The sequence below is a fragment of the Sphingomonas glacialis genome (assembly GCF_006439055.1).
Taxonomy (GTDB): domain Bacteria; phylum Pseudomonadota; class Alphaproteobacteria; order Sphingomonadales; family Sphingomonadaceae; genus Sphingomonas; species Sphingomonas glacialis_A.
Genome location: NZ_RCZC01000006.1, coordinates 196,788 through 216,762, shown reverse-complemented (window position 1 = coordinate 216,762; position 19,975 = coordinate 196,788). Strand labels below are relative to the sequence as shown.

Annotated in this window: 23 protein-coding genes; 8 read left to right on the top strand and 15 right to left on the bottom strand. The window is 66.0% G+C overall.

The features are described from left to right. Nucleotides 1-38 precede the first annotated feature (38 nt). On the bottom strand, nt 39-1,076 hold the full coding sequence (locus tag EAH76_RS18400; RefSeq protein WP_140851723.1) for a COX15/CtaA family protein: 1,038 nt from the start codon (nt 1,074-1,076) through the stop codon (nt 39-41). A 68-nt stretch (nt 1,077-1,144) separates the two neighbouring features. After that, entirely contained in the window at nt 1,145-1,726 is a 582-nt protein-coding gene (locus EAH76_RS18395; RefSeq protein WP_241659778.1) for a hypothetical protein, read from the bottom strand. 142 nt (nt 1,727-1,868) lie between these two features. Between EAH76_RS18395 and EAH76_RS18390 the strand changes: the two genes are divergently transcribed. Continuing rightward, nucleotides 1,869-2,261 carry a MerC domain-containing protein gene (locus tag EAH76_RS18390; protein ID WP_140851722.1) on the top strand — a complete coding sequence of 131 codons (393 nt, stop codon included), beginning with the start codon at nt 1,869-1,871 and terminating at the stop codon, nt 2,259-2,261. A gap of 53 nt (nt 2,262-2,314) precedes the next feature. Next, on the top strand, nt 2,315-2,773 hold the full coding sequence (locus EAH76_RS18385) for a Fur family transcriptional regulator (RefSeq protein ID WP_140851721.1): 459 nt from the start codon (nt 2,315-2,317) through the stop codon (nt 2,771-2,773). 7 nt (nt 2,774-2,780) lie between these two features. Here EAH76_RS18385 and EAH76_RS18380 read toward each other — a convergent pair whose 3' ends face one another. Continuing rightward, entirely contained in the window at nt 2,781-3,320 is a 540-nt protein-coding gene (locus EAH76_RS18380) for a GNAT family N-acetyltransferase (RefSeq protein WP_140851720.1), read from the bottom strand. A 118-nt stretch (nt 3,321-3,438) separates the two neighbouring features. On the opposite strand from EAH76_RS18380, the gene dxs reads away from it, so the two are divergent. Then, entirely contained in the window at nt 3,439-5,364 is a 1,926-nt protein-coding gene (gene dxs, locus EAH76_RS18375; RefSeq protein ID WP_140851719.1) for a 1-deoxy-D-xylulose-5-phosphate synthase, read from the top strand. Nucleotides 5,365-5,453: 89 nt separating this feature from the next. Here the strand turns inward: dxs and EAH76_RS18370 are convergent, their stop codons facing one another. After that, complete coding sequence (locus EAH76_RS18370) at nt 5,454-6,041, bottom strand: hypothetical protein (protein WP_140851718.1); 588 nt, start codon at nt 6,039-6,041, stop codon at nt 5,454-5,456. Nucleotides 6,042-6,277: 236 nt separating this feature from the next. Here EAH76_RS18370 and EAH76_RS18365 point away from each other — a divergent pair, with 236 nt between their 5' ends. The 3 genes from EAH76_RS18365 (at nt 6,278) to EAH76_RS18360 (ending at nt 7,628) form a co-directional block, all read left to right on the top strand. After that, the gene (locus EAH76_RS18365; RefSeq protein ID WP_140851717.1) at nt 6,278-6,976 is read left to right on the top strand and encodes a DUF6629 family protein; all 699 of its coding nucleotides are present in this window, start codon (nt 6,278-6,280) and stop codon (nt 6,974-6,976) included. A gap of 201 nt (nt 6,977-7,177) precedes the next feature. Continuing rightward, nucleotides 7,178-7,351: a hypothetical protein gene (locus EAH76_RS24005; protein ID WP_161989088.1), complete on the top strand. Its 174-nt coding sequence runs from the start codon at nt 7,178-7,180 to the stop codon at nt 7,349-7,351. Beyond that, nucleotides 7,341-7,628 (top strand): type II toxin-antitoxin system RelE/ParE family toxin, encoded by a 288-nt coding sequence (locus tag EAH76_RS18360; protein WP_140851716.1) that lies wholly within the window; start codon nt 7,341-7,343, stop codon nt 7,626-7,628. The genes EAH76_RS24005 and EAH76_RS18360 overlap by 11 nt, the downstream gene beginning before the upstream one ends. On the opposite strand, the gene EAH76_RS18355 is transcribed toward EAH76_RS18360, so the two are convergent. From EAH76_RS18355 to EAH76_RS18330, 6 genes are all read right to left on the bottom strand, one after another. After that, complete coding sequence (locus EAH76_RS18355; RefSeq protein ID WP_206667906.1) at nt 7,625-7,891, bottom strand: DUF2442 domain-containing protein; 267 nt, start codon at nt 7,889-7,891, stop codon at nt 7,625-7,627. The two genes, EAH76_RS18360 and EAH76_RS18355, sit on opposite strands and share 4 nt — an antisense overlap. Further along, the gene (locus tag EAH76_RS18350) at nt 7,881-8,117 is read right to left on the bottom strand and encodes a DUF4160 domain-containing protein (RefSeq protein WP_277754300.1); all 237 of its coding nucleotides are present in this window, start codon (nt 8,115-8,117) and stop codon (nt 7,881-7,883) included. Before EAH76_RS18350 ends, EAH76_RS18355 begins: the two co-directional genes overlap by 11 nt. Nucleotides 8,118-8,471: 354 nt before the next feature. After that, complete coding sequence (locus EAH76_RS18345; RefSeq protein ID WP_140851714.1) at nt 8,472-9,053, bottom strand: hypothetical protein; 582 nt, start codon at nt 9,051-9,053, stop codon at nt 8,472-8,474. Between the two features lie 4 nt (nt 9,054-9,057). Next, nucleotides 9,058-10,122, bottom strand: a complete 1,065-nt coding sequence (locus EAH76_RS18340; protein WP_140851713.1) for a ribonucleotide-diphosphate reductase subunit beta — start codon at nt 10,120-10,122, stop codon at nt 9,058-9,060. Between the two features lie 275 nt (nt 10,123-10,397). Beyond that, on the bottom strand, nt 10,398-10,598 hold the full coding sequence (locus EAH76_RS18335) for a hypothetical protein (RefSeq protein ID WP_140851712.1): 201 nt from the start codon (nt 10,596-10,598) through the stop codon (nt 10,398-10,400). Continuing rightward, nucleotides 10,595-10,903: a hypothetical protein gene (locus tag EAH76_RS18330; protein ID WP_140851711.1), complete on the bottom strand. Its 309-nt coding sequence runs from the start codon at nt 10,901-10,903 to the stop codon at nt 10,595-10,597. Before EAH76_RS18330 ends, EAH76_RS18335 begins: the two co-directional genes overlap by 4 nt. Before the next feature lie 71 nt (nt 10,904-10,974). Here EAH76_RS18330 and EAH76_RS18325 point away from each other — a divergent pair, with 71 nt between their 5' ends. After that, nucleotides 10,975-11,235 carry a DUF2171 domain-containing protein gene (locus tag EAH76_RS18325; protein ID WP_140851710.1) on the top strand — a complete coding sequence of 87 codons (261 nt, stop codon included), beginning with the start codon at nt 10,975-10,977 and terminating at the stop codon, nt 11,233-11,235. A 77-nt stretch (nt 11,236-11,312) separates the two neighbouring features. Here the strand turns inward: EAH76_RS18325 and EAH76_RS18320 are convergent, their stop codons facing one another. The 4 genes from EAH76_RS18320 to EAH76_RS18300 all read right to left on the bottom strand — a co-directional run bounded on the left by EAH76_RS18320 (nt 11,313) and on the right by EAH76_RS18300 (nt 16,458). Next, nucleotides 11,313-11,708 carry an endonuclease domain-containing protein gene (locus tag EAH76_RS18320; protein ID WP_140851709.1) on the bottom strand — a complete coding sequence of 132 codons (396 nt, stop codon included), beginning with the start codon at nt 11,706-11,708 and terminating at the stop codon, nt 11,313-11,315. 85 nt (nt 11,709-11,793) lie between these two features. Beyond that, nucleotides 11,794-13,734 carry a ribonucleoside-diphosphate reductase subunit alpha gene (locus EAH76_RS18315; protein WP_140851708.1) on the bottom strand — a complete coding sequence of 647 codons (1,941 nt, stop codon included), beginning with the start codon at nt 13,732-13,734 and terminating at the stop codon, nt 11,794-11,796. A gap of 401 nt (nt 13,735-14,135) precedes the next feature. Then, nucleotides 14,136-15,626, bottom strand: coding sequence for an ATP-binding protein (locus EAH76_RS18310; RefSeq protein ID WP_140851707.1), 1,491 nt, complete (start codon nt 15,624-15,626; stop codon nt 14,136-14,138). A gap of 172 nt (nt 15,627-15,798) precedes the next feature. Further along, nucleotides 15,799-16,458, bottom strand: a complete 660-nt coding sequence (locus EAH76_RS18300; RefSeq protein WP_140851706.1) for a response regulator — start codon at nt 16,456-16,458, stop codon at nt 15,799-15,801. 124 nt (nt 16,459-16,582) lie between these two features. Between EAH76_RS18300 and EAH76_RS18295 the strand changes: the two genes are divergently transcribed. Continuing rightward, nucleotides 16,583-17,281 carry a hypothetical protein gene (locus tag EAH76_RS18295; RefSeq protein ID WP_140851705.1) on the top strand — a complete coding sequence of 233 codons (699 nt, stop codon included), beginning with the start codon at nt 16,583-16,585 and terminating at the stop codon, nt 17,279-17,281. Between the two features lie 505 nt (nt 17,282-17,786). Here the strand turns inward: EAH76_RS18295 and EAH76_RS18290 are convergent. Then, nucleotides 17,787-19,895, bottom strand: a complete 2,109-nt coding sequence (locus EAH76_RS18290) for an EAL domain-containing protein (protein ID WP_140851704.1) — start codon at nt 19,893-19,895, stop codon at nt 17,787-17,789. Nucleotides 19,896-19,975 lie beyond the last annotated feature (80 nt).

Genomic DNA, 19,975 nt, shown 5'->3' with positions numbered 1-19,975 from the left:
GCTGACGGGTACCGGGATACCGGCAAGCTTTGCGCGGGTCAGACCGTGCGGCGTCCGACGGCATGGGCCGCCACGGCAGCGGCAATCACGAGCAGCGCGGCATTGGCCTGATGCGCGACCGCGACGCCGATCTCGACGCCGCTGAGCAACGTGATGATGCCGAGCACGATCTGCGCGCAGACCAAGCCAATCAGCACCAGCCCCGTGCGGGGCGCCCCGGCGCGGCGCGCGCGCGCGGCGAGCGTCATCACGCCGAATGCGACCGCGAAGGCGAGCCATCGATGGACGAACTGGACGACGATCGGATTGTCGAACAGATTGCGCCACAGCGGATCGGTGAACGGCGTCGCCATCGGGAACAGCGCGTCGCCCATCAGCGGCCAGCTCGAAAAGGCGTAGCCGGCGCGTAAGCCCGCGGTGAGCGCGCCGAACAGGATCTGCGCGAACAGCAGGACGATCGCGATCGCTGGAATCAGCCGCAGGCGGGCAGGGCGCGCCAGCCGGGTGTCGGCGAGCGCGCGCAAGTCGAGCGCCGTCCACACCATGCCGGCGAGCGTGAACAAGGCGGTGAGCAGATGCGTCGCGAGCCAGCCCGGCGCGACCTCGGTTCGTCCGCTGAGCCCCGAACGCACCATCAGCCAGCCGAAGGTGCCCTGCAGCGCGATCAACGAGAAGAGCGCGACGAAGCGCACGAGATAGCCGCGCGGGATCCGCCGCCGCACCGCGAACCAGACGAGCGGCACGAGAAAAGCGAGGCCGATCACGCGGCCGAGCATGCGGTGGAGATATTCCCAGAAGAAGATCGCCTTGAACCCGGAGAGCGTCATGCCCTGGTTGAAGGCCTCATATTGCGGGATCGTGCGGTAATTGGCGAACTCGGCCTGCCACTGTGCGTCGGTCAGCGGCGGGATCGAACCGCTGAGCGGTTTCCACTGCGTGATCGACAACCCCGATTCGGTCAGCCGCGTGATTCCGCCGATCGCGACGATCGCGACGATCAGCGCGGCCACGACGAGCAGCCAGGTGGAGAGCGTCCGCGGGCGGACGGTGGAGGGGAGCGAGGACGCCTGGAGCATCGGATGATCCTACGCTTCGCCGGGGGCCGCGTCGATTGGACAATGCGTCCGACCTGCGATCCGCCTCGTTAGGGCTGGGTGGGCAGGCCTTTGCGCTTTTCCTCCTGCTCGGCGATCGGGGGGACCCCGTTTGCTCGGCGAAGCGCGTCCGACAGGAGATCGCGACGATACGGCTCTTGCGACCAGTCTGAACCGGTCGAACGCCGAAACTGCGTCCCATAGATTTGCGGCTGCCCGATGCTCTGGAGATAGCGGTCGAGCGTCGCGGCCGCGATCCATGCGGCCGCGGGCTTGCCCCGTGCGGCCGCGATCACCGCCAGTGCGTGTGCGGTCAGATAATCCTCGGGCAGGTCGCCATGCTGATAGACGTACGCGGCATGATAGAAATCGTCGGCGCTGTGGAGCGACCCCGTGCCGAGCAGCTCTTGCGTCCGGGTCCGACGGGCACGGTCGGCCGGACGCACCAGTTTCCAGTCGATCGGGGTTTTGCTCATGCGCACCGCCTGATCGGCGTCGTAGATCGCCGTCATCTCGGCGTTGGAGGGCCTGGTCGCATCTGACATGTCGATGCTTTCCGGCCCCGCTGCGGCAGGCGTCGCGAAGGCAGGCGTGGCGCACAGCAACAGCAGAGTGACAAGCACGGGACGCATGACGGGTTCTCCAAGGCCTTGGAATGGTGGCGAATGCTAGGCGCCAATAGGGGTGACGCGCCAGATCGGTCGTATCATCGTCACAAAAAATCACGGATGATATGTTGTAACCTGACCGCCGACATGCCACATGGCGAGCAACATGACGACTCTCGCACAAACCCCCGCCATCCGGTGGATCGAACAGCGGTTCGACACGATGGCGATCGGCCTGTCGGGGCTGTGCATGGTGCATTGCATCGCGAGCTCGGTGTTCATCGCGCTCGCCTCGACCGCGGGTGGGCTGTTGCTCAACCCGCTGTTCCACGAGATCGGGCTGACGATCGCGATCGGCTTCGGCGTGTTCGCCCTCGGGCGCGGGATCTTCACGCATGGCTATATGATGCCGGCAGTGGTCGGCTCGGCCGGGCTCGGCACGATGGCCGGCGCGATCTCCTTGCCGCATGACGGTTCGGGGATGGAGACGGTGTGGACGCTGATCGGCGTGGCGACGCTCGCGCTCGGCCACGACCTCAACCGTCGCGCCGCCAACTGACCCCACTGAGTCGGGCCGTTGCGGGGAGGGCCCGCACCGCCTATCTCAGCCCCATGACCATGCATCACCACACCGAGCCGCAAGGCGCCGATCTCGCCGTTGCCGCGCAGGCGACGCTCGAGCGTTCGGGCGAGCAATGGACCGCGATGCGCGCCAATATCTTTCGCGCGCTCGCCGGGTTCGACAAGCCGGCCTCGGCCTATGACATTGCCGAGGCGGTCTCCAAGGCCGAGGGGCGGCGCGTTGCTGCCAACAGCGTGTATCGAATTCTCGACCTGTTCGTCGGCGCCAATCTGGCGCGGCGGGTCGAAAGTTCGAACGCCTATATCGCCAACGCGCACCCCGATTGCCTCCACGATTGCATCTTTCTGGTGTGCGACAGCTGCGGGCAGACGACGCATCTCGATGACGACCGGATCACCAAGGGCGTGCGCTCGGCGGCGGAAGCTGCGGGTTTCTCGCCGGTGCGTCCGGTGATCGAAGTGCGCGGGAAGTGCGCCGACTGCGGCTGAACTGCGGCTAGGCCAGATCCTTGCCCATCCGCACGCCCGGCACCGGCGTGCCGCGGTCGGCCATCCTGGCGACCCGCTCGATCTCCTGATAGCCCGCCGCGCGGTAGAGCGGTTCGCCTGACAGCGTCGCCATCAGCTCGACCCGAGCGAAGCCGGCGGTGCGCGCGGCGTCCTCGCACAGCGCAAGGATAAGGCGTCCGATGCCGCGGCGGACGAAGCCGGGGTCGGTGTACATCGCGCGGATTCGCCCCGGCTCGGTCGTCGAATCGAGCGTCCGGGCATCGCGCGGCGCCGCGCCGGCGTTGCCGCCATAGAGCGTGGCGCGGTAGCTCCAGCCGCCGCAGCCGGCGAGCTGGCCCTCCTGCTCGACCAAGAAATAGGTGCGGTCAGCGATCAATTGCGTGTCGAGCCCCATGCTCAGCCGGCTCGCCGCGATCTCGTCGGGCGAGAGGAAACCGTGCTGCAACGCATCGATCGCGCGCTCCATCAGCGCGGCGATCGCGGGGATGTCGGCCTCGGTGGCGAGGCGGTGGCTGAGCGCGGTCATGGCATTTCCCCCCGGGACGATCGGCGCGATGTGATGCTGCGGAGCACCGCGCGTCAAGAATGTCCGCACGGCGATCGAGGTAATCGACAGGCGGATTGCACCGCGCTAAGCAGGCCGGATGGTCGATATTCTCCAAACGCCGCTGCTCGACACGGTGAACATTCCCGCCGATCTTCGGACGCTTGCCCCCACCCAGCTTCGCCAGCTTGCCGACGAGCTCCGCCAGGAGACGATCGCAGCCGTTGGTGTCACCGGTGGCCATCTCGGCTCGGGGCTCGGCGTGGTCGAGCTGACGGTTGCGATTCACTATGTGTTCGATACCCCCAACGACAAGCTCGTCTGGGACGTCGGGCATCAATGCTATCCGCACAAGATCCTCACCGGTCGGCGCGAGCGGATCCGCACGCTGCGCATGGGTGGCGGCCTGTCGGGCTTCACCAAGCGCTCCGAGAGCGAATATGACCCGTTCGGCGCGGCGCACAGCTCGACCTCGATCTCGGCTGCCTTGGGCTTCGGCGTCGCCAACAAGATCGCCGACAAGCCCGGCAAGGGCATCGCCGTGATCGGCGACGGCGCGATGTCGGCGGGCATGGCGTATGAGGCGATGAACAACGCCGCCCAAGCGGGCAACCGGCTGGTCGTCATCCTCAACGACAATGACATGTCGATCGCGCCGCCGGTCGGCGGGCTGTCGGCCTATCTCAGCCGCATCGTGTCGAGCCGCGAATTCCTCGGCCTGCGCGATCTCGCCAAGCGCGTCGCCAAGAAGCTGCCGCGGCCGATCGCGGCGGGGATGCGCAAGACCGACGAATTCGCCCGTGGCATGGCGATGGGCGGCACCTTGTTCGAGGAACTCGGCTTCTATTATGTCGGCCCGATCGACGGGCATAACCTCGACCAGCTGATCCCGGTGCTCGAGAATGTCCGCGATGCCGAAGAGGGCCCGATCCTCGTCCATGTCGTGACCAAGAAGGGCAAGGGCTATGCCCCGGCCGAGGCCGCCGCGGACAAGTATCACGGCGTGCAGAAGTTCGATGTCATCTCGGGCGTCCAGACCAAGGCGCCTCCCGGGCCGCCGCAATATCAGAACGTGTTCGGCGCGCAGCTTTCGAAGGAAGCCGAGACCGATCCGCTGATCTGCGCGATCACCGCGGCGATGCCGTCGGGCACCGGGCTCGACGCCTTTGCCAAGGCGCATCCCGAGCGCTTCTTCGACGTCGGCATCGCCGAGCAGCATGCCGTGACCTTCGCGGCGGGCCTTGCCGCGCAGGGGATGCGGCCGTTCTGCGCGATCTATTCGACCTTCCTGCAGCGCGCCTATGACCAGGTCGTCCACGACGTCTGCATCCAGAATTTGCCGGTGCGCTTCGCGATCGACCGTGCTGGCCTGGTCGGGGCCGATGGCGCGACGCATGCCGGGTCGTTCGACGTCGCCTATCTCGCCACGCTGCCCAACATGGTGGTGATGGCGCCGGCCGACGAAGCCGAGCTGGTGCACATGACGCACACCGCGATCCTCCACGACAGCGGGCCGATCGCGGTGCGCTATCCGCGTGGCAACGGCACCGGCGTGGAGCTCCCCGAGACGCCCGAGCAGCTCGAGATCGGCAAGGGGCGGATCGTGCGGCAGGGGCACAAGGTCGCGATCCTGTCGCTCGGCACGCGGCTCGGCGAGGCGCTGCGCGCGGCCGAGGCGCTCGAGGCGAAGGGGCTGTCGACCACGGTCGCCGATCTGCGCTTCGCCAAGCCGCTCGACGAGGAACTGATCCGCAAGCTGCTGACGACGCACGAAGTCGCGGTGACGATCGAGGAAGGTGCGGTCGGCGGCCTCGGCGCGCACGTGCTGACCTTCGCCAGCGACACCGGGCTGATCGACGCCGGGCTCAAGCTGCGCACGATGCGGCTGCCCGACATCTTCCAGGACCAGGACAAGCCCGAGCTGCAATATGCCCAGGCCGGGCTCGATGCCGAGGCGATCGTCGAGACGGTGCTGAAAGCGCTGCGTCACAATTCGGGCGGCGTGGTCGAGGGCGCGCGGGCGTAAGCGCTGCTAGACAGCCCCTCCCGGAAACGGGAGGGGCTGTGCTCTCGGAACGCGGAAAGTCACACGAAAGTCACACCATCACGCGGGCGTCAGGCGCCCTCGTCGCGCGGCGGCATCGGCGTGTAATCGACCTCGAGCAGCATATCGACGTCGCCCGGCACATCGACCAGCGACTCGAGCGACGTGGGCAGCGTGAAGCGCGCATCGGCCATGCGCTGCTCGACGCTCTGCTGCTCGACGCCGCGCCCGCCGAAAGTGCTCGGCAACAGGTGCTGGAGCAGGAACATCATCATCTTGTCCGACGGCACGCTCGTCTCGGACATCAGCATGCCGCCGCGCCACACCTCGCGCGGCGTGCCGACCACCGCGCGCTCGAACGCGATCGCGGTGAGCCGACCGGCGGCGACCATCAGCGCCTCGTCCCACGCCTTGGCAAAGCCCGCGCCCGCCGGGTGGCGGCGCAAGCGATAGGCCGAACGCGGGCGAATCCCCGCCGCTTCGGCCGCGACCGAGACGCAGCCGGTATCGGCAAGCGTCGCCAGGAAATCGCGCTGGCGATCGGCGGTCCAGCCGTCCTTGCGGACGCGCAGGCGGGCTTCGGCCATTTCGGCGCGGATCCGGCGCTCGGCCTCGACGCGGAAATATTCGCGGGGGTACAGGTCTTCGAAATCGGACATTGTGCCACCTCCGTTTTTGGGCGGCACACCATTTAACCCAAATGGTTCGTGTAGGACAGCCGGTTTTTGTTGCAGACCGGACGGGGCGTGGCCTTGGCCGAGCGGCCTGGCCGGTGTGGGACGGCCGTGTTGCCCAGCGGGCCGCGCGGTGGGGGCGGGGGGAGGCGAGATGCCGCTGGCAATCGCCCGCGATGTTGCGCATCTGGAGGCCTCCTGCTTCCTGAAAGTCCGCGCTCATGTGCTTTTCGGCCACCGCCAGTTTTACCGCCTCCGCCGTTCTCGGGGTGGTCGGCGTGGCGACGCTGCGGCATGTCCGCGAGCCGCGCGCCTTGCTGTTCGCGTGCGTGCCGTTGCTGTTCGCGGTGCACCAGTTTTCCGAGGGGATGGTGTGGCTCGCGCTCGCGGGGCGGCTCGGGGCGGTGGCGGTCGACCACACGGTGTTCCTCTTCACGCTCTACGCGATCGGGATCCTGCCGCTGCTGATGCCCGTCGCGGTGGTGCTGATGGAGCCGCCGGGGTGGCGGCGGCGCGCGATCCTGGCTTTGTGCGGCGTGGGGGCGATGGTGTTCGCGTGGAACATGACCGGCCTCGTCGTCGCGCCGACCTGCGCGGTGATCGAGCAGCATTCGATCACCTATACCAACCCGATCACCAGCCAGATGTGGGTGTCGCTGCTCTACATCCTTGCGACGTGCGGGGCGCTGCTGCTGTCGACGCACCGCGTGGTGCGGGGGTATGGGCTGCTTAACGTGATCGGGCTGACGATCGTGCATCTGGTCAAGGGCTATGCGTTCGCGTCGGTGTGGTGCTTCTATGCCGCGGTGCTGAGCGTGGTGCTGTATCGGCAGTTCAACCGGCAGGACATCGATGTGGCGACGCCTAACGGGACGAGCGCGCCGCGGCGGCCGTTTGTGCTGTCGTGGTTGCGGGGGTGAGGGGCGTTTAATCCTCCCCCGCCAGGGGGAGGTGGCGCGTATGCGCCGGAGGGGGAGGTAAGCGGGCCCTCCCTTGCAGAGGACACCGCTTCCGCCCCCTCCGTCGGCCTACGGCCGCCACCTCCCCCTGGCGGGGGAGGATAGGGATGGTGGCGCAAACGGCGATTTTCGTAATGCGCAAACGGTGATACACTTGCGAGCATGAAGCCTGACGCAATTCCCGCAGAGAAGGTTTCCAAGCATGAGGGCCCGTACGACCCCGGCTATGCGGCCTGGGAGCGCGCGAAGATCGAACGCGGACTGGCACAAAGCCGCGATCGTGCGGCGATGATCCCGGTCGAGCAGGTGTGGCGCGACCTCAAGCTTGAAGGTTAACCTCACGCCGCAGGCGCGAGACGATCTGGTCGCGATCCGCGATTGGATCGCGCAGGACAATGAGCGTGCCGCCGAGCGGGTGGTGAGCCGGATCCTCCAGACCGCAATGATGTTCGGTCAGTTCTCGAAGCTTGGGCGTGTTGGCGAGGTTGCGGGGACGCGGTCTTTTGCGGTGCCTGGGCTGCCGTATCGGATCGTCTATGCGATCGCGCCCGAGGGGGAGATCGATGTTCTTACCGTGCTGCATACGCGGCGACGGTATCCGCCTCTCGTTTAGGCAGCCGTTCGTACCAGTTCCCCGGCCGCATCGAGCCGGCGATGCAGTGCATCGGCGGACAGCTCGAAGCCATTGGGCCAGGCCAGCGCCCCGCTTTCGATGAAGGCGCGCGCGAAGAAGGCGGGGTCGGCGAGCGGGCGGGTCATCACCGTGTCGCGGGTGATGTAGTCGGCGGCGGACCAGCGTGCGGTGGTGGCGTCGGAGAAGGAGAGCCGCACGGTGGCATCGGTGCGAGGCTCGATGTGGATGAGCTTAATCATCATTGTCCGCTCCGGAGATCATCTCCATCGGCATTAACGCAACGCCGCGGTGCCAGTTTGCCATAAGTTCGTCGTGATGGTCGAGCGTCCATTGCTTGACGAGCTTGGCCGCCTCCTTGGGTAGAGTACCTGTGACGATCTCACCGGTTTCAATCGCGACGAACGCTTCAAGCCCCTGATAGCTGGCATGCATATGCGGTGGCGGATGGTCGTCGAAATACATCCGGATGACGATCCCGATGAAGAGCTAGATAATGTGTGTTGGTCCAGACGGACCACCAGTCGGTTAAGCTGATCAGAAAAAACGTGAGTCACATCGCTAATATTTTCTTACAGCCTAAGGTTTTTGGCTTTTGTCCGACTACGTTGAACATATGAGCGGCATGAAATTGATTGGGCGGCAAGAAATCTACATCGACCATTTCAAAAAGGGAGTTTCTCGAAAACTCTGTGTCCGGAACCTTTTCAAGGTCGTTTTTTTCTCCTGAAAATATAACGCTTTTATTTTGTCCGAATATGTCAACATAAGTAATCTTTACATAAGTTTTTTCAGGTAATAATACAATGTATTTAGAAAAATTATCTAAAAAAAAACTGGATCACTTGCAATTTTAGAAGCCATCAGATTTGAGTTGATGTCCGCAGAGCTTCCTTGTTCAAAATAATTTTGAATTCGTACTTTGCAATTGCTCTGGTTCCTCATTTTCCCTGCGACAGGGACATAACCCACTCCAATGTCCTGTGAAACCAAGACATTGTTGATGGTGGCATCGCCCCGTAAAAGACGGATTGAAATAGATTTTGGAAAGTATTCCTTTGGGCTTACATCTTTAGCTGGGGGGAAGAATGCCATTTTCACACCAAACTGTGGGGATACCTTAGCATACTCTAAAGCAACCTGCTTTTTGGCAGAGTCCGACTGCTCCAAGTTAATATTTATTTGTTGGTATGTTAGATAAACCAAAAGAGCAGTCGTGATAACTCCAAAGACGAGAGAAATGATATTCGTCCAAGACTGAACCGCAGTATGCCAAGCGATAGACCGTTCATGCTCTTCGATTACGTCGGTTTGCCGAGAAATCTGTATTTCAAGCGGCTCATATTTTCCGCGCGCACGAACGGTCTGTATCGACCTCAATGGTGTTTTGCGTCTCAGCGTCGCCAATTATCTATTCCGCTGCCACGCCCGCCCGCGAGAACATATCCCCCGCGTCGCCAGCATCCTCGTTCGCCACCGGAACGCCAACCCCCGCCTTCGCCTTCTGGCGCTTGTCGAACCCGTCCCACACCTCGTTCCAATTCCCGCGTGTTGCCGCCTTCGAATATTCGGTGGCGCGCTGTTCGAAGAAGTTGGCGTGCTCGACGCCGTTGAGCATCGGCGCGAGCCAGGGGAGGGGGTGTTCGTCGATCATGTAGATCGGCTTCATCCCCAGCTGCCCCAGCCGCCAGTCGGCGATGTAGCGGATGTACTTCTTGATCTCCTTGGGGGTCATGCCGTTGACCGGGCCCATCTCGAACGCGAGGTCGATGAAATTGTCCTCGAGCCGGACGGTGTGCTGGCACATGTCGGCAATGTCGTCGCGCACCGACTTGGTCATGCAGTTGCGCTCGGCGCAGAAGGCGTGGAACAGCTTGATGATGCCCTCGCAGTGGAGGCTCTCGTCGCGGATCGACCAGGTGACGATCTGCCCCATGCCCTTCATCTTGTTGAAGCGCGGGAAGTTCATCAGCATGGCGAAGCTGGCGAAGAGCTGCAGCCCCTCGGTGAAGCCGCCGAACATCGCGAGCGTCTTGGCGATGTCCTCGTCGGTGTCGACGCCGAAGGTCTGCAGGTAATCGTGCTTGTCCTTCATCTCGCTATATTCGAGGAAGGCGCCGTATTCGCTCTCGGGCATGCCGATCGTGTCGAGCAGATGGCTGTACGCGGCGATGTGCACCGTTTCCATGTTGCTGAACGCGGCCAGCATCATCTTGATCTCGGTCGGCTTGAAGATGCGGCCGTATTTCTCGTGATAGCAATCCTGCACCTCGACATCGGCCTGGGTGAAGAAGCGGAAGATCTGCGTCAGCAGGTTGCGTTCGTGGTCGCTGAGCTTCTGCGCCCAGTCGCGGCAATCCTCGCCCAAGGGCACTTCCTCGGGCATCCAGTGGATCTGCTGCTGGCGCTTCCAGAAATCGAACGCCCAGGGGTATTCGAACGGCTTGTACTGCTTGCGGGCTTCGGTGAGGGACATTGGGGTACTCCGGGACTGTGTTCTGGGAATGGGTTAAAACTGGGGCTGCACGGGCTGCCCCTGCCGCGACGGGAAGGCCGCGCGGGGTGAGGTCTGATGACTCTCCTCCCTGGAAGGGAGGGGTTGGGGGTGGGTCGGCCCGTGGCGGGCGTTCCGTTCCCATTGAGAGCGACCCACCCCTCGGTCCCCTCCCTTCCAGGGAGGGGAGGCGTTTATCGTGCGTTGCGCCTCGGCAACGGTGCCGTGGTGGCTCGCCGCTCCAGGATGAGCATGGGTCATGCCGCCACGCTCCAGCGCCACATCGCGCTGGCCGACATGAACAGCACGATGCCGAGCGACAGCGCCATGATGCCGATCATGCGGAAGGCGTAGACCTTGCCCGGCGCGCTCGGCCGCGTGAGCGACAGCAGGAGGCCGGCGCCGATCACGCTGAACAGCACGGCGACGGCGTACATGATAAGGATCGACAGGCTCATCGCCGTACCACGCGCGTGACATAGACGGTGCGCGTGCGGTTCGCGCCGACGCCGAGGAAGACGATGCCGATGAAGAAGCCGAAATCGTACCAGCCGCCCTGGTTGGGGACGGCATAGACCGCGACATCGGGCATCAGCAGCGACAGCACCCAGGCGGCCGGGAAGATGAAGCCGTGCCACACGCCAAGCAGGAATCCGGGCGTGTCCGCGGTGTGCTGCACCGCGCTCGACACCTGATGCGCGCACGCCGCGAGCAGCATCGGCAGGCCGAGCAAAGCGTTGCGCAGGCGTAATATTCGCATCATAGACACTCCCGTGCATCCAATGGCCGGACGGCGCGTTGGGGGCTCGCAATCATAGCACAGGAGTTACCATCATGGTCGACGCATCGCAGATCCAGGAACATGCCGAAGTCATCGGCGCAGACGGCGTCCATGTCGGCACCGTCGACCATGTCGAGGGCGGCCGCATCAAGCTGACCAAGAAGGATTCGGGCGCGCAGGTCACCGAAGGTTCGGGTTCGCATGAAGGGCATCACCATTACATCTCGCTCGGCCTGGTTGCCGATGTCGAGGACGGCAAGGTGCGCTTGTCCGCCAACGCCGACGTGGCGGTGACGTTCGAAGAAGAGAAATGATCCTAACTCCCTCTCCCCTTGTGGGAGAGGGAAGGGGCCCGCGCCGCAGGCGTGGGAAGGGTGAGGGGGCCGCTCAGTCACTGAGTGGCCCCTTTGCACATGCCCGGCAGATGCTCCGCGATCGCTTGGATCACGCCATCGATATTGGCCATCACATCGGTGTTCCAGAAACGCAGCACGTGGTAGCCTTCGCCTTCGATGAAGCGCGTACGCGCTTCGTCCGAAGTCGCGGTCTGCGCGTGGGTAGCGCCGTCGATCTCGATCACCAGCCGGGCGGCGTGCGAGCAGAAATCGGCGTGATACGGGCCGAGCGGTACCTGGAAGCGGAACTTCGCCTCCGGGAAGGCCGAGCGGATCGCGCGGCGCATACGCTTTTCAGGCTCGGTGGCGTTGCGGCGGAGGTCGCGCGAGCGGAACGGGGTTAGCGCGGGCAGCAGCTGACGCTTGGTCAGGCCGTCCGCATTCCCCCTCACCCTTCCCACGCCCTGCGGGCGCGGGCCCCTTCCCTCTCCCACAAGGGGAGAGGGAGGAAGGTCAGGAGGCCCTCCGTCATTCACCTCACTGGCACGCCAGGCACTCGTCGTAATCGGTCGTTTCGAACTCGTATTGCGGCTTCTCGATCGTGTTGTCGTTCTCGACCCCGCCGGCAAAGCCAGCGCGCTGGATGCTCTTCGAGCGCAGGTAGTAGAGCGACTTCACGCCCAATTCCCACGCGCGGAAGTGGAGCATCAGCAGGTCCCACTTCTCGACATCGGCCGGGATGAACAGGTTCAAGCTAGTCGACTGGTCGATGAACGGCGTGCGATCGGCCTGGAGTTCGATCAGCCAGCGCTGGTCGATTTCGAAGCTAGTCTTGTAGCAATCCTTCTCCTCCTGATCGAGGAAGTCGAGATGCTGGACCGAACCGCCCTGCTCGAGGATCGAGTTCCAGATCGCGTCCGAGTTCTTCGATTTCTCGATCAGCAGCTTCTCGAGATACGGATTCTTGATCGAGAACGAGCCCGACAGCGTCTTGTGCGTGTAGATGTTCGCCGGGATCGGCTCGATGCACGCCGAGGTGCCGCCGCAGATGATCGAGATCGACGCGGTCGGCGCGATCGCCATCTTGCAGCTGAAGCGCTCCATCACGCCCATGTCGGCGGCGTCGGGGCAGGGCCCGCGCTCGGTCGCGAGGTGCATCGAGGCCTCATCCACCTGGCCCTTGATGTGGCGGAACATGCGCAGGTTCCACGACTTGGCCATCGCGCCCTCGAACGGAAGACCGCGCGCCTGCAGGAAGCTGTGGAAGCCCATCACGCCGAGGCCGACCGAACGCTCGCGCATCGCCGAATACGCGGCGCGCTCCATGCCGGGTTCGGCGCGGTCGATGAAGTCCTGCAGGACGTTGTCGAGGAAGCGCATCACGTCCTCGATAAAGCCCTTCTCGTCCTTCCACTGGTCCCACGTCTCGAGGTTGAGCGAGGACAGGCAGCAGACGGCGGTGCGGTCATTGCCGAGATGGTCCTTGCCGGTCGGCAGCGTGATTTCCGAGCACAGGTTCGAGGTCGAGACCTTGAGCCCCAAGTCGCGGTGATGCTTGGGCATGCCCTTGTTCACGTGGTCGGCGAAGACGATGTACGGCTCGCCGGTGGCGAGGCGCGTCTCGACGAGCTTCTGGAAGAGCGAGCGGGCGTCGACCGTCGCGCGGACCGAGCCGTCCTTCGGGCTCGTCAGGTTCCACTCTTCGCCCGCGCGCACCGCTTCCATGAAGGCGTCGGTGATCAGCACGCCGTGATGGAGGTTGAGCGCCTTGCGGTTGAAATCGCCCGAGGGTTTGCGGATCTCGAGGAATTCCTCGATCTCGGGGTGCGAGATGTCGAGATAGCAGGCCGCCGAACCGCGGCGCAGCGAGCCTTGCGAGATCGCGAGCGTCAGCGAATCCATCACGCGGACGAACGGGATGATGCCCGAGGTCTTGCCGTTGAGGCCGACCGGCTCGCCGATGCCGCGGACGTTGCCCCAATAGGTGCCGATGCCGCCGCCGCGCGACGCCAGCCAGACATTCTCGTTCCAGGTGTCGACGATGCCGCCGAGGCTGTCGGGCACCGAGTTGAGGAAGCACGAGATCGGCAGGCCGCGCCCGGTGCCGCCGTTCGACAGGATCGGCGTGGCGGGCATGAACCACAGCTTCGAGATATAGCCGTACAGCCGCTCGGCATGGCCTGCGTCATCGGCATAGGCCGAGGCGACGCGGACGAAGAGGTCCTGGAAGGTCTCGCCCGGGAGCAGATAGCGGTCCTTGAGCGTGTCCTTGCCGAAATCGGTCAGCAGCGCGTCGCGCGAATGATCGACCTCTACGGGATAGAGCTGGACGTGGATCTCCTTCGAATCGCTGCGCGCGGAGAGCTTGCGGTCAGCCGTGCCCTTGCCGTCATCGGCGGGCGCTGCTGCGGCGGCGAGCGCCTCGATCATATCGGTGGCCATGTCGGTACTCACTTCCCCGGTATCCCGAAAATCCATATTTCGCGTCCCTGTAAACTCGTTCAAACCTGTGTCGACCGGGACCGCGTCTGTTCCCGATCCGTTCGAATCGGGAAGCGAGCTCCCAGCATAGCATTCCGTGGGCGAACGCGAGAACAAAAACAGACCATGCTGCGATGCAATCGCAGACCAGATCATTGCCGCAATATAGGGTTGCGGCGTGTGATTCACTAGCGCTTGGGTTCGCCCCCGAACTCAACCCCTACAGATTGTGCCGGATTGCGCGAGGACACAAGACGGTAAATGACACATTCGGGACTCGGTTCGTCGCTAATCGGCGACGTCTGGCGGACGGCCGGGCGAGCCCGCTACGCGCGACGCGCGGTCAAAGCTGGCCTCGCTCAAACGCAAGAGACCGAAGCGGGAACGTGAACTTTTTTTCACGCCTCGGCGAAAAGCGCCGCCGGCAGCGTCACGATCGCGTCCAGGCCTCCGAGCGTCGCCGCTTCGAGCACCAATGTCCCGCCATAGAGCGTCGCGAGTTCGTAGGCGATCGACAAGCCGAAGCCGTGGCCATCGCCGCGTTCGTCGAGCCGCTGGCCGGCGGCGAGCGCCGACGTCCGCGCCTCGGGGGCGATTCCCGGGCCGTCGTCGGCGATGCTCAGGCGGATGAAGCGCGGGTCGGGCGCGGCGGCGGCGGTGACGGCGATTCGGGTGGTGGCGAAGCGCCAGGCATTGTCGAGCAGGTTGCCGATCAGCTCGTCGAGATCCTGGCGATCGACCGCGACGCTGAGCGCGGGGGCGATCGTCGCGCTGGCGGTGACGCCGCGCTCGGCGTGGATCCGCGAGAGCGCGGTCGTCAGGTCGGCGACGACGGGGGCGAGCGGGGTTGCGAAGCGCAGGCCGCTGCCGGGCGTCGCGGCGCGCGCGCGGCCGAGATGGTGGCGCACCGCCTGGTCGATCCGCGCGACCTGCGCGGCGAGCGTGCCGTCGGGATCATGCGCGGGCAGAGCGAGCGCGAGCGTGGCGAGCGGGGTCTTGAGGCCGTGCGCGAGATTGGCGACGTGCCCGCGCGCATTGGCGAGCGCGGCGGCATTTTCGGCGAGCAGCGCGTTGATCTCGTGCGCGAGCGGGGCGAGCTCGGTCGGCTGATCCTCGGGCAGGGTGCGTGCGGTGCCGGCGCGGATCGCGGCGAGGCCGGTGCGCATCGTCTTCAAGGGGCGCAGGCCGATGCGGAGCTGGACGAGCGTCGCCGCGCCGAGCGCGAGACCGAGCAGCAGCAGCGCGCCGAGCAGCGGCGCCATTGCGGCGCGCAAGGGGCGATCGACGATCGCGCGCGGTGCCGCGGCGGTGATCCGTACCGGGCCGGCGGGGGTGGCGAGGGTGAGGCTGCGGGCGTGGCGCATGCCGTCGTGGCCGTACCAGTCGAGCGCCTGTGCGCGGTCGCCGTTGCGGTCGAGCGGGCGATCGAGGGGGCCGTCGCCGACACCGTGCGGGGCGCGCGGGGCGTCTGGCATGGGCGGTGGCGGGGGAGCGACCGGTGGTGAAGCGGCCGATGCTGCCGGGGACGGCACTGGCGGCGACGCTGGCGGCGGCGGAAAGCGGGGGCCGCGCGGTTGCAGCGCGGCGAGCTCGGGCGCGGCGGGCGAGGTGATCGTGCGGCCGGGGGCGTCGATCCGCCAGCCCCAGCCGCCTTGGGGATCGTCATAGGGTGCGGCGAGCACGAGGCGGGCGCGATCGATCGTTCCGTTTGGGCGGACGGCTTGCTCGAGCACCGCGATCTGCGCGTCGAGCCGGTCGTCGAGCCCGTGCATCACGAAGCGATCGAGCACCGCGCCGATCGTCACCGCGGCAAAGGCGAGCGCGGCGAGCGTGGCGACGAGCGCGGTGACGAGCAGGCGGCCGTAGAGCGAGCGGGGGAGGAGGGTCATGACGTCGTAAGCCCCTCCCCTTCAGGGGAGGGGTTGGGGTGGGGCTGTAACGGGCGACACGCTCGGTGAGACACGGCCCCACCCCCAACCCCTCCCCTGAAGGGGAGGGGCGGCGCTCCGCCCACGCGCGGCGCTCCATTCACGTGCGGCGCGATTGTGGCGACCGGCGCGCTCACCCCTCCACCATGCGATATCCGCGCCCACGGACGGTCTCGATCGCCTCGGCGCCGATCTTCTTGCGCAGCCGCCCGATGATCACCTCGAGCGAGTTCGAATCGGGGTCCGAGTCGCCCTCATAGACATGGTCGAGCAGATACAGCCGCTCGACCACCACGCCCTTGCGCAGCATCAGCGCCGAGAGCACGCGCCATTCGAGCGCGGTGAGGCGCAGCGGGAGGCCGTCTAGCTCGACCTGGCCGGTCTGCGAATCGAAGGCGACGCGCCCGCACACGATCCGCGCCGCGGCATTGCCCGTCGCGCGGCGCACCAAAGCGCGGAGCCGCATCACCAACTCCTCCACGCGGAACGGCTTGGTCAGATAATCGTCGGCACCGGCGCGGAAGCCCGCGACCTTTTCCGACCAGCCGTCGCGCGCGGTGAGGATCAGCACGGGCAGCACGCGCCCGGCGGCGCGCCATTCCTCGAGCACGGTGATCCCCGATTTGATCGGCAGCCCGAGATCGAGCACCGCCGCGTCATAGCCGCCGGTATCGCCGAGATGCGCGCCGTCCTCGCCATTGGCCGCGACATCGACCGCGAAATGCTCGGCGCGCAACGCTTTCGCGATTCCCTCGGCGAGCGCCGTGTCGTCCTCGACCAACAATATCCGCATGTCCTGAAGTCCTTTGCACCGCGCGCTAGGTGGACTGCCTAAACCGAGACTGAACCGACAAGTTCAGCGCGGTGTCGGAACGCTCCCGTAGAAAGCGGTCATCAACCAAGCAGGAGTGAAAATGATGACCGACCAAATCGAAGGCCCCCAGGCCCATTACGACACCGTGACGGACGACCGCCCGCGCCGCAAGCTGCCGGTGCGCACCGCGATCGTCGGCGCCGCGCTGCTCGCGCTCGGCATCGGCGGCGGCGCGACGATCGCGCAGATGACCGGCCCCTCGGTCGAGATGGCGCCGCTCAACCCGGTGGCGATCCGCTCACTGACCGACAATGGCAGCGTGATCAGCGTGCGCGGCCGTGTTGCCGAGACCTATGGGCCGATGTTCGTGCTGACCAATGGCAGCGGGCGTGCGCTGGTCGATCTCGGGCGGCAGGGCGATGGCACCGGCCTCGTCAGCGCGGGGCAGGCGGTGACCGTCCAGGGCCATTATGGCCGCGGGATGATCCATGCCTCGTTCCTCGTCGCGGCCGACGGCAAAGTCGTCGCGCTGCGCCCGATGGGCCCGCCGCGTCACGCCCCGGGTGGACCGGGTGGACCGGGCGGTCCGGGCGGGCCCGATGGTCCCGATGGTCCGCGCCACGGTCCGCGGGATGGCGGACCACGGGGCCCGGGCGCCGGGCCCGATGGCGGCCCTGGTGCGAACGACGCCCCGCCGCCACCGCCGCCGCCTGCAATGGGCACGACCGCACCAACCCAGGCACCAGCCCCCGCTGCCGCCCCAGCTGCAGCCCCCGCTGCAACCGCGAACCGCGCGAGCTGAGGCGTCGGCTCCCCTCCCTCAAAGGGAGGGGCTGGGGGTGGGTTGGCCCGTAGTCGGGCGTGACGTTCCCATTGAGAGCGACCCACCCCTCGATCCCCTCCCTTCCAGGGAGGGGAGGCGAAGGATAACCATGGCTCCCACCCGGCGGCGGCGCTCGGCAAATGTGGCTCCCCCCTGGCAGGGAGGGGCCGGGGGTGGGTCGGCCCGTAGTCGGGCGTGACGTTCCCATTGAGAGCGACCGACCCCTCGCTCCCCTCCCTTCCAGGGAGGGGAGGCGAAGGATAACTATGGCTCCCACCCGGCGGCGGCGCTCGGCAAATGTGGCTCCCCCCTGGCAGGAGGGGCTGGGGGTGGGGCGGCCCCTAGTCGGACGGATCGTTCCCATTGAGAGCGACCCACCCCTCGATCCCCTCGCTTCCAGGGAGGGAGGCGAAGGATAACCATGGCTCCCACCTAGCAGCGGCGCTCGGCAGGTGTGGCCCCCCCCGGGCAGGGAGGGGAGGCTTTATCCCGCCTTGCGGACCGGGGCCGGTGGGGTCGCGAGGCGGTCGAGGTTGAAATTCTCGGTGAAGGCGAGGCCGGCCTTGCCGTCGGCCGCCCAGCGCAGCGTGGCGGGGAACATCTGGTCGTCGAGCAGCTCGATCAACACTTCGAGCTCGCCCGTCCCGGCCTCGACATCGATCCCGTCGATCATCGCGCCCGTCGTCGAAAGGTTGCGGATCCGCACCTCGCCGACGACGTCGCCCGCCTGGATCTTCGCGGTGCGCAGCATCGCGGTGCGCGGGCTGCGGCTGATGCGATAGCCGCTGGCGATCGCACGGCCCGCGCCCGCCGCCAGCTGTTCGAGCACGTCGGCCGCGCGCGCCGGCTTGCCATAGACATAGCCCTGGATGTGGCTGCAGCCGAGCTCGCGGATCAGCGCGATCTCGTCGTGATTCTCGACCCCCTCGGCGGTCGTCTCCATCCCCAGCGTCTCGGCCAGGCTGACGATCGCCTTGATGATCGCGGCGTTGCGATTGCCCGCGATCGCAGCACCGCGGACGAAGCTCTGGTCGATCTTGATCTTGTCGAACGGCGCCTTCTTCAGATAGCCGAGCGACGAATAGCCCGTCCCGAAATCATCGAGCGCGAGCCGCACGCCGCAGCCCTTGAGCGTCTTGAACATCTGCTCGGTCGCGGCGTTTTCATCGACGAACACGCCTTCGGTGATCTCGAGCTCGAGCCGGTGCGGCGCGATCCCCGATTTGGCGAGCGCCGAGGTGACGACCGTCGGCAGCGCGGGGTTGGCGAACTGGATCGGCGAGACGTTGACCGCGACGCGCACGTCCTTCGGCCAGTCGGCCGCATCGAGACAGGCGGTGCGCAGCACCCATTCGCCGATCGATTCGATCAGCCCGCAATCCTCGGCGACCGGGACGAAGTCGGCCGGGCTGATCAGCCCGCGCGTCGGATGCTCCCAGCGCAGCAGCGCCTCATAGCCGACGATCCGCTCGGTCGTGGTGCTGACGACGGGCTGATAGGCGACGAAGAACTGGTTGGCGGCGAGCGCGTCGCGCAGATCGTCTTCGAGCTGCTTGCGGCTCTGCGCGCCGGCGAGCATTTCGGGCCGGAAGAAGCGGTGGATGCCGCGCCCGTCGCCCTTGGCGGCATAGAGCGCGAGATCGGCGTTGCGGACGAGGGTTTCGGCATCGTGCCCGTCCTCGGGCGCGATCGCGACGCCGATCGAGCAGCCGATGCTGATCGCCGAGCCCTCGATCGTATAGGGTTGCGACAGGTCGAAGATCACCCGCCGCGCGAGGTCGCCGAGCCGGACGCGGTCGGTCTCGTTGGGCAGGATCACCTGGAATTCGTCGCCGCCGAGCCGCCCGACGAGCCCGTCCGCGCCGATCGCGCGCTGGACGCGCTGCGCGACCTGCTTGAGCAGCGCGTCGCCGGTGTGGTGGCCGAGCGTGTCGTTGACCGACTTGAAGCGATCGAGATCGAGCAGGAACAGCGCACTGGTGCGCGGCGAGACGCTGCTCGCGCTCAGCGTCTGTTCGAGCGAGAGCCGCAGCCGCTGGCGGTTGGCGAGCCCGGTAAGGCCATCGAACAAAGCGAGCCGCGTGATTTCGGCATCGGCACGGCGCGTCTCGGTGAGGTCGCTGCCGCTGCCGACGAAGCCGACGAACTGGCCCGTCTCGTCTGTGAACGGCCGCCCCGAGATCGACCACCAGCGGCCGACCTTGGCGGTGCTTGCCGGGCGCACCGAATAATTCGAAAAGGCGGTGCGCGCCGCCAGGTGGAAGCCAAGCGTCCGTTCGGTTTCGGGCGAGGCGCTGTCCATGCGGAACACCGCCGGGAGGGGATTGCCGAGCACGGGCGCATCGGCGGATTCGAGCTCGGCGGCGACCTTGGCCGAGACATAGCTCAGGCAGCCCTCGGCATCGGTGCGCCAGAACCAGCCGTTCGAATGCGCTTCGAATTCATCGACCAGCAGCCGGGCGAGGCGATCGCGCGAATCGCATTCGGCATAGACGACCGGGGTGCGCCGGCGCGCCCAGAACAGGCCGGCGGCACCGCCGCTCAGCGCGAGCGCGAGAGCAATAATCGATAGGATAAGCGGCGAGACGTACATCCTTGCGGTTATACGGCGTGATCCTTTCTAAAATCCTTGTGTGCCGACGGTCGCGGCAAGATCGCTTCGCGGGGCCGCGC